Origin of the sequence: Rhizobium sp. L43, assembly GCF_002531725.1 — a bacterium.
Taxonomy (GTDB): Bacteria; Pseudomonadota; Alphaproteobacteria; order Rhizobiales; family Rhizobiaceae; genus Rhizobium.
In genome coordinates this window covers 1-13,433 of record NZ_NWSQ01000006.1, presented here as the reverse complement: position 1 = coordinate 13,433, position 13,433 = coordinate 1, and the positions used below count along the sequence as shown (strand labels likewise).

General features: G+C 62.5%; 12 protein-coding genes. 8 read left to right on the top strand and 4 right to left on the bottom strand.

From position 1 onward, the window contains the following. Positions 1-30: 30 nt before the first annotated feature. Entirely contained in the window at positions 31-1,014 is a 984-nt protein-coding gene (locus CO667_RS09370; RefSeq protein WP_097618124.1) for an arabinose ABC transporter substrate-binding protein, read from the bottom strand. Positions 1,015-1,225: 211 nt separating this feature from the next. Here CO667_RS09370 and CO667_RS09365 point away from each other — a divergent pair, with 211 nt between their 5' ends. From CO667_RS09365 to CO667_RS09350, 4 genes are all read left to right on the top strand, one after another. Continuing rightward, positions 1,226-1,969, top strand: coding sequence for a FadR/GntR family transcriptional regulator (locus CO667_RS09365; RefSeq protein ID WP_097618123.1), 744 nt, complete (start codon positions 1,226-1,228; stop codon positions 1,967-1,969). Positions 1,970-2,034: 65 nt separating this feature from the next. Then, entirely contained in the window at positions 2,035-3,183 is a 1,149-nt protein-coding gene (gene dgoD, locus CO667_RS09360) for a galactonate dehydratase (protein WP_047616194.1), read from the top strand. Positions 3,184-3,279: 96 nt separating this feature from the next. After that, positions 3,280-3,675, top strand: coding sequence for a DoxX family protein (locus tag CO667_RS09355; protein ID WP_097618122.1), 396 nt, complete (start codon positions 3,280-3,282; stop codon positions 3,673-3,675). A gap of 81 nt (positions 3,676-3,756) precedes the next feature. Continuing rightward, positions 3,757-4,536: an SDR family NAD(P)-dependent oxidoreductase gene (locus CO667_RS09350; protein WP_097618121.1), complete on the top strand. Its 780-nt coding sequence runs from the start codon at positions 3,757-3,759 to the stop codon at positions 4,534-4,536. 22 nt (positions 4,537-4,558) lie between these two features. Here the strand turns inward: CO667_RS09350 and CO667_RS09345 are convergent, their stop codons facing one another. Next, the gene (locus CO667_RS09345) at positions 4,559-5,776 is read right to left on the bottom strand and encodes an adenylate/guanylate cyclase domain-containing protein (protein WP_097618120.1); all 1,218 of its coding nucleotides are present in this window, start codon (positions 5,774-5,776) and stop codon (positions 4,559-4,561) included. A 56-nt stretch (positions 5,777-5,832) separates the two neighbouring features. Then, positions 5,833-6,858: a LacI family DNA-binding transcriptional regulator gene (locus CO667_RS09340; RefSeq protein WP_097618119.1), complete on the bottom strand. Its 1,026-nt coding sequence runs from the start codon at positions 6,856-6,858 to the stop codon at positions 5,833-5,835. A gap of 95 nt (positions 6,859-6,953) precedes the next feature. On the opposite strand from CO667_RS09340, the gene CO667_RS09335 reads away from it, so the two are divergent. The 4 genes from CO667_RS09335 to CO667_RS09320 all read left to right on the top strand — a co-directional run bounded on the left by CO667_RS09335 (position 6,954) and on the right by CO667_RS09320 (position 12,581). Then, positions 6,954-8,141: a phytanoyl-CoA dioxygenase family protein gene (locus tag CO667_RS09335; RefSeq protein WP_097618118.1), complete on the top strand. Its 1,188-nt coding sequence runs from the start codon at positions 6,954-6,956 to the stop codon at positions 8,139-8,141. Positions 8,142-8,229: 88 nt separating this feature from the next. Beyond that, positions 8,230-9,051 carry an SDR family oxidoreductase gene (locus CO667_RS09330; protein ID WP_097618117.1) on the top strand — a complete coding sequence of 274 codons (822 nt, stop codon included), beginning with the start codon at positions 8,230-8,232 and terminating at the stop codon, positions 9,049-9,051. 93 nt (positions 9,052-9,144) lie between these two features. Continuing rightward, positions 9,145-10,056 (top strand): SMP-30/gluconolactonase/LRE family protein, encoded by a 912-nt coding sequence (locus tag CO667_RS09325; protein WP_097618116.1) that lies wholly within the window; start codon positions 9,145-9,147, stop codon positions 10,054-10,056. A 281-nt stretch (positions 10,057-10,337) separates the two neighbouring features. Next, the gene (locus tag CO667_RS09320; protein ID WP_097618115.1) at positions 10,338-12,581 is read left to right on the top strand and encodes a glycoside hydrolase family 2 TIM barrel-domain containing protein; all 2,244 of its coding nucleotides are present in this window, start codon (positions 10,338-10,340) and stop codon (positions 12,579-12,581) included. A gap of 6 nt (positions 12,582-12,587) precedes the next feature. Here the strand turns inward: CO667_RS09320 and CO667_RS09315 are convergent. Next, positions 12,588-13,433: ATP-binding cassette domain-containing protein (locus CO667_RS09315; RefSeq protein WP_097618114.1), on the bottom strand; the 846-nt coding region annotated here is incomplete at its 5' end.

Below are 13,433 nucleotides of genomic sequence, written 5' to 3'. Positions count from 1 at the left end.
CGCCGGGCATATGTCATCCTCAAAGGACGATCACTCGATGCCAAGATCCTTGCGGACCTTGTCGTAATCGCCGCGCAGCGCCAGCGAGCCGGAGGTCAACGTCAGTTTTGCCGGCTCCTTGTCGTTGGCGATCCAGTCATACATATTGAGCGCCGTCTCATAGCCGTGACGCTTCGGAGAGATGATGACGGTGCCGAAGAAGCCCGTCGCCGCCGGCTTCTTGAATTCGTTGATCGCAGACTCCGCGCCGCCGATGCCGACGCCAATGACGTTGGCCGCCGGAATGCCGACCGATTCGGAGGCACGGACGGCGCCGAGAACGGCTTCGTCGTTGAGGCCGAAGGCGACCCAGTATTTGACGTCGGCATGTTTGTTGAGAACGGTGGTTGCCGCGTTGAGCGCCGCTTCCGTGTCGGTCTTTGCCTGCGGCGCGTCATAGATGTTTTCGGCCGGGAAGCCGGCGGACTTCAGCACCGAGATCGCCCCTTCGACGCGGTCGACGGCGGTGGGCAGCTGGTCGTAGGAGACCCGCACCGCGCCGACATTCTTCATGTCCCAGCCGCGCTTCTTGATTTCGTCGACGATGGCCTGGCCGACGGTCTCGCCGATCTTGGTGGCAGAAATACCCATATGCGGCACGTCTTCCAACGGCTTGCCGTCGGCGCTGACGAGGCGGTCGTCGACCGTCATCAGCTTCAGCTGGTTGGCTTGCGCCTTCGCGACGATGCCGGGGCCGAGTTTGACGTCGGGCGTGCAGATGATGAAGCCCTGCGCACCCTGGGCGCCGAGATTGTCGATCGCCGACTGGACCTTCTCGCCGTCTTCGGCGCCGATCTTGACGACGGTGAAGCCTTTTTCCTTGGCGGCCTGGTCGGCGAATTTCCATTCGTCCTGGAACCAGGGCTCCTCGGGCTGCTTGACGATGAACCCAATCTTGACGTCTGCGGAAAATGCCGAACCGGCTGCCAGGATGGCGAAAGTGCCAGCCAGGATGGCTGCTTTGAACAAGCGCATATCTCTCTCCCTGAACTCTGAAAACGAGCGGCTGCCTCCCAGGCAGTGTCCCATGAATTATGATAAATCATCATACCAGTCAATTGCCAATGTATGATGATTGGAATAATAGGATTATTGACGAGGCGCCGGGAGCAAGCGTCGCAAAGCGGGTCGAATTCGGATAATGAGGTTCGATTGCCTGGCGCCACAGATAGAGCGGAGAGGTGACTTGGAAACAATCGAGCGACAGGACCAGGCCGAAAAGCGCCGTCCGCGTGTCCGCCGCAACGTCACGGCGGCGATCGCTCAGGATATCTGCGCGGACCGCTATCCCTCGGGCTCGCCGCTGCCGCGCGAGAACGACCTTTGCGAACTCTACGGCGTCAGCCGCACCGTCATTCGCGAATCGCTGAAAGTGCTGGAATCCAAAGGTCTCGTCCGCGGCAAACCGCGGGTCGGAACCACCGTCTGCGATAGAGACGACTGGAATATCCTCGACGCCGACGTCCTCGAATGGATCGGCCCTTACATCAAGGATTTCGACCTGCTCGGCTGCATTCTCGAAGCCCGCCGCACCATCGAGCCGGCCGCCGCCGAATATGCCGCCGAGCGGGCCAGCGCCCAGGAGATCGCCGATCTCGACAAGGCCTGGCGGCAGATGCGCGACAGTGCAGGCGACCCGGAGAGCTTCACCGAGGCTGATGTCATGTTCCATACGGTACTGCTCACCGCCAGCCACAACCAGGTCTTCCGCCGCCTGTTGAGCGCCATTCAGGCGGCGCTGAAATATGCGCTGCACGCCTCCAACATCGCCGTCGAGAATCGTGAGGATGCGGTGCTCGTTCACGGAGAGCTGGTCGAAGCCCTGCGCATGCGCGACAAGACTGCCGCCCGTGAATGCGCCAATCGCATGCTCGACCTTGCGGTGCGCGACCTTGCCGCCGCCGAAAAGGCGATCGGCAGAACGAAATGATGGATCACCAGAAACCTGCGGACATGCCGCCGATCGCAAACCCGGGAAGAGACTGAAAGACAGCGATGAAGATCACCAAACTCACCACCTATATCGTTCCGCCGCGCTGGCTGTTTCTGAAGGTCGAGACCGACGAGGGCATCGTCGGCTGGGGCGAACCGGTCGTCGAAGGCCGGGCGCTCACCGTTCAAGCCGCCGTCCATGAGCTGGAAGACTATCTGATCGGCAAGGATCCCTTCCTGATCGAGGACCACTGGACCGTGATGTATCGCGGCGGCTTCTATCGCGGCGGCGCCGTCCACATGAGCGCCATCTCGGGCATCGACCAGGCGCTGTGGGACATCAAGGGCAAGGCCCTCGGCCAGCCGATTCATTCGCTGCTCGGCGGCCAGCTCCGTGATCGTATCAAGGTCTACTCCTGGATTGGCGGCGACCGTCCCTCGGATGTCGCCAACAATGCCAGGGAGGTGGTTGCCCGCGGCTTCAAGGCGATTAAGCTCAATGGCTGCGAGGAGATGCAGATCGTCGACACCAACGAGAAGGTGGAGAAGGCGGTCGAGACCATCGCCGCCATCCGCGAGGCGATCGGCCCGCATATCGGCATCGGCGTCGATTTCCACGGCCGTGTGCACAAACCGATGGCCAAGGTTCTCGCCAAGGAGCTCGACCCCTACAAGCTGATGTTCATCGAGGAACCGGTGCTTTCGGAAAACAAGGAAGCGTTGCGCGATATCGTCAACCATACCTCGACACCGATCGCGCTCGGCGAACGGCTGTTTTCGCGCTGGGACTTCAAGCAGGTTCTGTCCGACGGCTATGTCGACATCATCCAGCCGGATCTCTCCCACGCCGGCGGCATCACCGAATGCCGCAAGATCGCGGCGATGGCCGAAGCCTATGACGTGGCGCTGGCGCCGCATTGCCCGCTCGGCCCGATCGCGCTCGCCGCCTGCCTGCAGGTCGATGCCGTCAGCTACAACGCCTTCATCCAGGAACAGAGCCTCGGCATCCATTACAACAAGGGCAACGACATCCTCGATTACATCTCCAACAAGGAGGTGTTCCATTATGCCGATGGTTTCGTCTCGATCCCGCAAGGCCCGGGCCTCGGCATCGAGGTCGACGAAGCCTATGTCATCGAGCGCGCGAAGGAAGGTCACCGCTGGCGCAACCCAATCTGGCGGCATGCCGATGGCAGCTTCGCCGAATGGTGAAAGTGGAGGGTCGCGCAAGCGGCCCTTTTTCATTCCCCGTGTAGGATATCGAGGGTCTCCTCCGTCATAGTGGAAACTCAAAGAGGAGATTTCAAAATGACCAGAGCAATCGCAATCATCGTCGCCCGCATCATCTTCAGCTTCATCTTTTTCATGGCGGCCGGCTTCAAGTTCGCCGATATCGGTGCGACGGCGGGCTATATCACCGCCGCCGGCTTTCCGATGGCGACATTCCTTACCTGGGTCGCCGCCTTCTTCGAGATCGCGCTGGCGCTCGCTTTCATATCAGGGGCGTTCTTCACCGAAGCCAGCCTGCTCGCCGGCATTTATGTGATCTTCCTGGCTTTCGCCTTCCACGGCCCATCCCATTGGCAGCAGAATCAGGCCGAGTTCGGCTTCTTCGTCGATCACTTCACCTTCCTCGCCGGTCTGCTCTTTGCCGCTGTTCACGGGCCGGAGAAATGGGCGTTGAGGCACAGCCTCCTCAGATAGATCGAACGAGCCGCTCTCCTATCGGAACCAACAGCTGTGCCGAACATTGGCCTACCGGCAAAACGGCAAGGAGAGCCGCTCATGGAGCTGAAGGGAAAGATCGCATTAGTCACAGGCGCTGGTTCCGGCATCGGCAAAGCGGCTGCATTGCGGCTCGCCGCCGAGGGAGCAGGGGTAGCGGCGCTGAGCCGCACCGCCAAAGAGGTTGAAAAGACCTGCGCCGAGATCAAGGCGGCAGGCGGCCAGTCGCTCGCGCTGGTGGCCGATACCGGCGACGAAGCTCAAATGCGAGCCGCCGTGACGCAGCTGATCAACAGTTTCGACGGCCTCGACATCGTCGTCGCCAATGCCGGGATCAACGGCGTCTGGGCGCCGATCGATGATCTCAAGCCGGATGAATGGGACAAGACCATCGCCGTCAATCTGCGCGGCACCTATCTGACCCTGCATCTGACGGTTCCGTATCTGAAACATCGTGGCGGTTCGATCGTTGTCGTCTCGTCCATCAACGGCACCCGTACCTTCACCACACCAGGCGCCACCGCCTACACGGCAACCAAAGCCGGCCAGGTCGCCATGGTCCAGCAGCTCGCCCTCGAACTCGGCCGTCATGGCATCCGCGTCAATGCCGTCTGCCCCGGCGAGATCGACACCAATATCGGCGAGAATACCAACAGCCGCCACCGCGAGGAGACGGAGGTTCCGGTCATCTGGCCGGAAGGCGATATTCCGATCGCCGGCGGCAGGGCAGGCAAGAGCGAGGATGTCGCCGAAACCATACTGTTCCTTGCCTCCGACCGCGCCCGGCACATCACCGGCACGCCGATCTGGATCGACGGCGGTCAGGGCCTGCTGCGATAGCCCTTCCCAGATTCTGTTACGGTCAGCCGTTCAGCCGGGCGCTTTCCAGCGTGTAGAGCTGCTGGGCGCGCTGCACGCCGCGCAATGCGTAACGCCCGATGCAGGCGAGTGTCGCGCGCTCCTCCCCCGGGATCGCCGAGGCGAAATCGGAGGACATCAAGACGTTGAGATCGACCGAGCGGCAGATCGAGGCGATGCGGCTGACCTCGTTGACGGCAGGGCCGATGACGGTGAAGTCCAGCCGGTCCTGGCTGCCGATGTTGCCGTAGAAGACGTCGCCGATATGCAGGCCGATATAGACGTCGGTCGCGGCCTGGCCGGCGGCCCGGCGTTCACCGTTCAACGTGCCGAGCTTTTCCCGCAGAAGGGCTTCGGCGCGTAGCGCCGCGGAACAAGCCTCCGCCGGAACCTCACTCTTGAAGATCGCCAGCACGCCGTCGCCGATCAGCTTCAACACGTTGCCGCCGGACGCGTGGATCGCCGTGATCACAGCCTCGCTGTAGTCGTTGAGCAGCGGGATGATCTCCTCCGGCGGCACGCTGTCGGAGATCTTGGTATAGTTCAGCAGATCGGAAAACCAGAGTGCCGCGGAAATCCGCTCCGATTTGCCGCGGCTGATCTTGCCTTCCATCACCTGCCGCGCCGCGTCCTCGCCGAGATAGACCTCGGCGATGGTGCGGGCGATACGCCCAAGCGCGGTGCATTTGATCGCCAGCCCCAGCACTGGCACCAGCTTGCGCAGGATGGCAAGGTCGTGATCGGAAAAGCCCTCGGGATGTTTGGTCGCGAAATGCGAGAAGAAGCAATCCATTTCACCGATCGTGCCGACCTCGCTGAAACGATGCATCATCGCCACGAAATCCGTGTGGCCGGCTTCCGCGATCTTGTCCAGCATGGTGAAATCAATCGGATCGCCGAAGGCCAGGCGTCGGCGCACCTCCCGCTCGTTGCCCGACCAAAGATAGTAGAAGGCCGAGCGCTGCCAGCTTGACGCCGCTTCGCCCGAGCTCGTCGGACCATACTCGAATTCGGTTTCGATCTCCTCCATGCTGTCCCAGCGGAAGGCGCGGCCTTCATGCACGGGGTGCAGCGTATCCATCAGAGCCATGCCGCGGTCGAGCGGCAGGCCGGCATTGCGGCAGGCCGCGCAGAAACCGGTCATGAGCTCGGCTTCGGAAACACCTTTCAGTCCCTGCTCGGTCACCCAGGCTGCAATCGTGCTGACGTCGCTGTAATCCATGGCGCTCACCTTCACTCGTGTCTCAGCTGTAGCGCGAATTCGGCATTGAAGGAAACTCAATCGCCCGCCGGCATATTGTAGGGCGTGACGATTTCGACGGAGGAAAGCGAGGCCGCCACCGCCCGTCCCGGAACTTGTACCCGGCTCATGATCGCCCTGAAGGCTGAACGCGCATCGGTTCTGAGATCGTGATGCAGCACGAAGCCGATCCGGCGCGCGGCGAGCAAGGCGCGATTATCCGCATCGAGATCATGGGCGACGAAGACGCGGACAGGGCGCTCTGCCGCATCGAAGGCCGAAAGCACCGCCCGGTTGCCGCCGCCGATCGAATAGACGGCGTTGATGGCCGGATCGGCGGCAAGCGCTGCCGCCGCAAGCGTTCCCGTCGCGGCATCGGTGCCGTGCCCCTCGCTGATTTCGGTAACGCCGATGTTGGGATAATGAGTGCGAATGCTGCGGCGAAAGCCGATTTCGCGCTCCTCCTCGCCGCGGAACCGGCCGCTCGACAACGTCACCAGCACCTTGCCGCCATGGTCCCCAAGGAATTCGCCGATCAGATAGGCGGCGGTCTCTCCCGCCGCCCGGTTGTCGGCGCCGGCATAGGCGATGCGCGCCGAATTCGGCAGGTCGGTCACCAGCGTCACCACGGGAATGCCGGCCGCATCCGCCCGGGCAACGGCCGCCGCCACCTCGGCAACGTCAGGCGCTTTGAGCACGATGCCGTGCGTGCCGCGCAGCCGGATGCGATCGAGAAGCTGCACCAGTTCGGCCGGCTTCATCACCTCGGCGAAATGGAACCGGCAGCGGAAGACGCCGGGCAGAAAGGTCGCCATCTCCGCTTCGAAGGCGGCGCGCACCGCGTCGCTGAATCGCTGCGGCGTCTCCATGACGATATCGATCGTCAGCACCCGCCCGCTGCCCATCGCCCCGGCCTGCTGCTTCTCCAGCTCGGCGATCGCTGCCCTCACCCGCATTTCGGTCTGCCGGCGCACGCCCGGCCTGCCGTTCAGCACCCGGTCGACGGTCGCGGTGCTGAGGCCCGCCTGGAAGGCGATGTCCTTGACGAGAAAGAGATGTGCCATCGGCTCGATCTGATGGTTTTTTGATGGATTCCTGATCTATATCACCTGGCATCGCGGCGTATAGTGCCTCCATCGGAAAGAGGGAGGAGCCCGCCATGAAAACCGACAACCCGCAGAAACTGCGCGCCGACCGCGTCTGGCTGAGCGAAGACGCCTGCGATCTCGACGATTTCCGCAGCCTTGCGGAAAAAACGACTGTGCTTGCCGATTACCCCTCGGCATCTGCGGTCGAAAAAAACGTGTTGATCTATGACAGCCGTAAGGTCATGGCGGCGGCCGCAACGCCGGAAGGCCGGCGCGCCGTGCTGGCTGAAATCTGCGAAGCCTTCGGCGAAGGTCCCGGTGTCGTCGTCTTCAAGCACGCTTACGAAGATCCCGGCATCATCGATCGCGCCAGCGCCATCTTCGATGCAATCATCGAGGAGCAGCGCCGCACCGCGACCGGCGGCGGCGATCATTTCGCCAAGCCTGGCGCCAACGACCGCATCTGGAACTCGCTGGAGAAACATTGCCTCGCCGATCCTGCGAATTTCGCCGAGTATTACGGCAACGCCATAATCGCGCTGGCAAGCGAAGCCTGGCTCGGCCCGAGCTACCAGATGACGGCGCAGGTCAATCGCGTCAATCCGGGCGGCGCGGCGCAGTCGGCCCATCGCGACTATCATCTCGGCTTTCAATCGTCTGAGGTGATTGAGCGGTTCCCGGCGCATGTGCATCGGCTCTCGCCGGTGCTGACGCTGCAGGGTGCGGTCGCCCATTGCGACATGCCGCTCGAAAGCGGTCCGACGCTCTTCCTGCCGCACAGCCAGACCTATGTGCCGGGCTATCTCGCGCTCAAGCGGCAGGAGTTCCGCGATTATTTCGAGAAGAACCATGTCCAGCTGCCGCTCGAAAAAGGCGACGTCGTCTTCTTCAATCCCGCGCTCTTCCATGCCGCCGGCACCAACCGCTCGGCCGACATCAAGCGTGTCGCCAACCTCCTGCAGGTCTCCTCCGCCTTCGGCCGGGCAATGGAAACCGTCAATCGCGAGAGGATGAGCGCCAGACTGTTTCCCGCACTAAAGACGTTGCGGGGCAGGCTCTCACCAGCCGAAATCGCCAACGCCGTCGCCGCCTGCGCCGAGGGCTACTCCTTCCCGACCAATCTCGACCGCGACCCGCCGCTCGGCGGACTGGCGCCGAAGACCCAGGCGCAACTGATGCACGAGGCGCTGAAGGAAGGCTGGAGCGACGAGGCCTTTACGGCAGCACTTGCGGAGCAGGCGCAGAAGAAGCTGAGCTGATTGGAAGCGTAAGTCTTCTCGTATCCGCACTGACACAAGCCTCCCGCACCCGCGGGAGGCCATTCGCACATCACCAAGGAGGAACCACATGAGCACAGACCACGGCCGCCTCGACGGCAAGATCGCCATCGTCACCGGCGGCACGCAAGGATTGGGCGCCACCATCGCCCGTCTCTTCGCCGAGCGCGGCGCAAAGGGCATCGTCATCTGCGGCCGCAACGAAGCCAAGGGTAAGGCGAAGGCCGCGGAGATTTCGGACGTGACCGGCGCCAGGGTCGTTTATGTGAAGGCCGACCTCGGCAAGGTCGAGGAGGCGCAGAATGTCGTGCGCGCCTGCGACGAGGCCTTCGGCCGCGTCGACGCGCTGGTCAATGCCGCCGCCATCACCGATCGCGGCACCATTCTCGATACCAGCCCGGAGCTCTTCGACGCCATGTTCGCCGTCAATGTGCGCGCGCCGTTTTTCCTGATGCAGGAGGCGGTGAAGATCATGCGCCGCGAAAAGATCGAGGGCACCATCGTCAATATCGGTTCGATGTCGGCCAAAGCCGGTCAGCCCTTCATCGCCGCCTATTGCGCCTCCAAGGGCGCGCTGGAAACGCTGACAAAGAACACCGCTTATGCGCTGTTGCGCAACCGCATCCGCGTCAATGGCCTCAACATCGGCTGGATGGCCTCCGAAGGCGAGGACCGGATCCAGCGCGAATATCACGAGGCACCCGCCGACTGGCTGGAGAAGGCGGCGGCAAGCCAGCCCTTCAGCCGCCTCGTCGATCCGCACGAGGTGGCGCGCGCCTGCGCCTACCTGTCCTCTTCCGAATCCGGCCTGATGACCGGCTCGGTCATCTGCTTCGATCAGTCGATCTGGGGCGCCTACGACGGCTCACCGCACCCTGTCGCAGCCCTCTGAAAGGCGGAGCCCGGCAATTCCTTCGCCGGGCTCTGGCACCTCCAGGTTTTTGCCGCTAGGAAAAGAACGGCAGCATTCAGGGAGGAAACTGGCATGGGCGACAATCCGATTTATGAGATCCGCGACGAACGCTTCGGTGCAATGATCATCGGCAGCGCCGCCCTCGAGGAGCTTCATTCCGGCTGCCGCTGGACGGAAGGGCCGGTCTGGTTTTCCGATCTGAACTGCCTTCTCTGGAGCGATATCCCGAATGAACGCATGATGCGCTGGACGCCCGATGGGACGGTCTCCGTCTTCCGCTCACCCTCCAACTACGTCAACGGCAACACCCGTGACCGCCAGGGTCGGCTGGTCTCCTGCGAACATGGCGGCCGCCGCGTCACCCGCACCGAGACGGACGGCACGATCACCGTTCTCGCCGACAGCTATAGGGGCAAGCGGCTGAACTCGCCAAACGACGTCGTTGTGCACTCCGACGGCGGAGTCTGGTTCACCGATCCGACCTACGGCATCCTGTCGGATTACGAGGGCCACAAGGCCGAGCCCGAGCAGCCCAGCCGCAACGTCTATCGGATCGATCCGGCAAGCGGCGCGATCGAGGCCGTCGTCGAAGATTTCATCCAGCCGAACGGCCTTGCCTTCTCGCCCGATGAGACGAAGCTTTATATTGCTGATTCCGGCTCCGCAAAACACGACGTGCCGCGCCATATCCGCGTCTTCGACGTCATCAACGGCAGGGCGCTTGCCAACAGCCGCTATTTCTGCAGCCTCGATGTCGGCCATCCCGATGGTTTCCGTTTCGATGTCGCCGGCAATCTCTGGACGAGTGCCTCCGACGGCGTGCACTGCTTTTCGCCTGAGGGAACTTTGCTCGGCAAGATCAGGGTGCCGCAGACGGTGTCCAACCTCACCTTCGGCGGCCCCAAGAAAAACCGGCTCTTCATCACCGCGACGCGTTCGGTCTATTCGATTTATATCAAGACGACCGGCGCGCAATATCCCTAAGATTTGGGAGGCGGCGCTCGGTGCTCGACAGGCACAGCTGACGACATAGTCGTCATCGGCCAGACCGCATTGCTCCAACACATGTCGCTCGAAAAAGTGTGAAGTGGTGCCGGATGACGACATGCATGAAAAAAGCTAAAGCGCGTCGCATGAATCAATTCGATGGGACGCTTTGCGCGGCTCGCATCTTTATTGCATCAAGGAGGAATACCCGATGACCCGATCTTCACGCGCCGAGCGCCGCCGCACCGCTCCTGATGCCATGAACAGGAGAGCCTGAGATGCGTTCCGTCGTTTCCTTCAACGAAGGCTGGAGTTTCCACGAGGGCTTCGGCGAGCGTCTGCTCGAAAGCTTCGATGCCGCCAAGTCGGTCAGCCTGCCGCATACCGCCGTCGAACTGCCCTTCAACTATTTCGACGAGACCAGCTATCAGCGCGCCTTCACCTATCAGAAGGTACTGCGCTGGCTGCCGGAATTCGAGGGCCGCGAGGTCTCGCTGGTGTTCGACGCCGCCATGGCCGACAGCGTCGTCTACCTGAACGGCGAAGAAATCAGCGCCCATAAGGACGGCTACACCCCTTTCGAGGCCCGCCTCACCGGCAGGCTCGTCAAGGGCGAGAACCTCGTGACCGTCAAGATCGACGGCAGCGAAAACCCCGCCATTCCGCCCTTCGGCGGCCGCATCGATTATCTCACCTATGCCGGCATCTACCGCGACGTCTGGCTGAAGGTCACCGACCCGGTCTCGATCCGCAACCTCAAGATCGAAACCTCAGACATTCTTCGTCCGGAAAAATCGGCGAGCGTGCGCGTCGACATCGCCAATCCCGAGAGTCGTAGCTTCTCGGCGACCGTCACCGCCACGCTGAAGCAGGCAGACGGCACGGTGGTGGCCACCGCCGCCACCGAAACGATCGGCAGCCGCACGACGCTCTCCTTCGGCAGCCTGACCGGCATTGCCCTCTGGGACATCACCGATCCCACGCTCTACGAGGTTACCGTCGAACTCAGGACCGAGCACGGCTCGGACCGTCTCTCCACCCGCTTCGGCTTCCGCACCGCCGAATTCACGCCGGAAGGTTTCCTCTTGAACGGCAAGCCGCTGAAGCTGCGCGGCCTCAATCGTCACCAGGCCTTCCCCTATGTCGGTTATGCCGCCGGCCGCTCCGCCCAGGAGCGCGACGCCGACATCATGAAGACGGTGCTGAAGTGCAATATCGTCCGCACCTCGCACTATCCGCAGTCGAAATGGTTCCTCGACCGCTGCGACGCGATCGGTCTGCTGGTTTTCGAGGAGATTCCCGGCTGGCAGCATATCGGCGATGCCGACTGGCAGAAGGAATCGATCGAAAACGTCCGCCGCATGATTGAGCGCGACTGGAACCATCCCTCGATCATCATCTGGGGCGTGCGCATCAACGAGTCCCAGGACAGCCACGATTTCTACGTCGAGACCAACCGGCTGGCCCGTGAACTCGACAGCACCCGCCAGACCGGCGGCGTGCGTTATATCACCGAGAGCGAACTGCTCGAAGACGTCTACACGATGAACGACTTCATCCTCGGCAATGAAGAACTGCCGGGCGCCAACCGCCCGCGCACCGTCCTTCGCGCCCAGCAGGAAAACACCGGGCTTTCCGCCAAAGTGCCGTACCTCATCACCGAGTTCAACGGCCACATGCACCCGACCAAGATCTACGACCAGGAACAGCGCCAGGCCGAGCATGTGCGCCGGCACTTGGATGTGCTGAACGCCGCCTATGGCGACCCCGATATCTCGGGCGCCATCGGCTGGTGCATGTTCGATTACAACACCCATAAGGATTTCGGCTCGGGCGATCGCATCTGCTATCACGGTGTCATGGACATGTTCCGCGAGCCGAAATTCGCAGCCTATGCCTACATCAGCCAGTGTGACCCTTCCGACGAAATCGTCATGAAGCCGGCAACCTTCTGGGCGCGCGGCGAACGCAATATCGGCGGCGTGCTGCCGCTGATCATCCTGACCAACTGCGACGAGGTGGAGCTGCAATATGGCGCGCTTTCGAAGCGCATCGGTCCGGACCGCGAGAATTATCCGCATTTGCCGCATCCGCCCGTCGTGCTCGATCATCGGCACTTCACCGCCGACGAACTCGGCACCTGGGGTCTCGAATGGATCGACGGCACCTTGACCGGCTATATCGACGGCCAGCCGGTGGCAAGCCTGACGCTGGCGGCCGATCCCTTGCCGACGACGCTGGAAATCGTTGCCGACAGCCAGACGCTGAAAGCCCGCGAACGCGACAGCACGCGCGTCATCATCCGCGCCCTCGATCAGTGCGGCCAGCGGCTGCCGTTCATGAATGACAGCATTTCGCTGAAGGTGCATGGCCCGGCGAAAGTCGTCGGCCCGACCAATGTACCCTTGCAGGGTGGCACAGCCGGCTTCTGGCTGGAAGCGACGGGGTTCACTGGCGAGATCACCGTCGAAGCGGTCTCCTCGCGTTTCCCTCCGGTGACAACAATCGTGACGGCCGCCTAACGGCCGTCACCCGATCCGCGCCTGGCTCTCTGGATCGAAGAAGACGGCCTTGTCGAGATTGAATGCGAGGCGGGTGTTTTGTCCGGGAGCGATGCCGGTATCGGCGCGCAGGCGGGCGACGACGGATTTGCCGCCGAGCTTGGTGACGGCGAAGGTGTCGGAGCCGGCCGGTTCGACGACTTCGATCAGGCAATCGCCCTCGCTGAGCATCCGCGCCTTGCGGTCGGCGCCATCGGGATCGGTCAGTGCTTCGGGACGGATGCCGAAGATCACCTGCCTGCCGGTATAGGTGGTCAGGCCATTGTTGCCCGATATGACGGGGAGCCTCAGCGGGGCGGCATTCGGCCGTTCCAGCGAGACTTCGAGCCCGCCGGCGCCGTTTTCGACGGTGGCGGTCAAGAGGTTCATCGCCGGCGATCCCATGAAGTCGGCGACGAAGATATTGGATGGGCTGTTATAGATCTCGGCCGGCGTGCCGAACTGCTGCAGCACCCCGTCCTTCAGCACGGCGATCTTGGTCGCCAGCGTCATCGCCTCGATCTGGTCATGGGTGACATAGACGAAGGTGGTGCCCATGCGCTGATGCAGCCGCTTGATCTCGGTGCGCATGTCGACGCGCAGCTTGGCATCGAGATTGGAGAGCGGCTCGTCGAACAGGAAGACCTGCGGATTGCGCACCAAGGCTCTCCCCATGGCGACACGCTGACGCTGGCCGCCGGACAGCTGGCTCGGCTTGCGGTCGAGCAGATGGCCGATCTGCAGCATGTCGGAGACTTGTTTGATCGCCTTTTCCCGTTCGTCCTTGGGCACGCCGCGGATCTCCATGCCGAAGGCGATGTTGCCTGATACCGT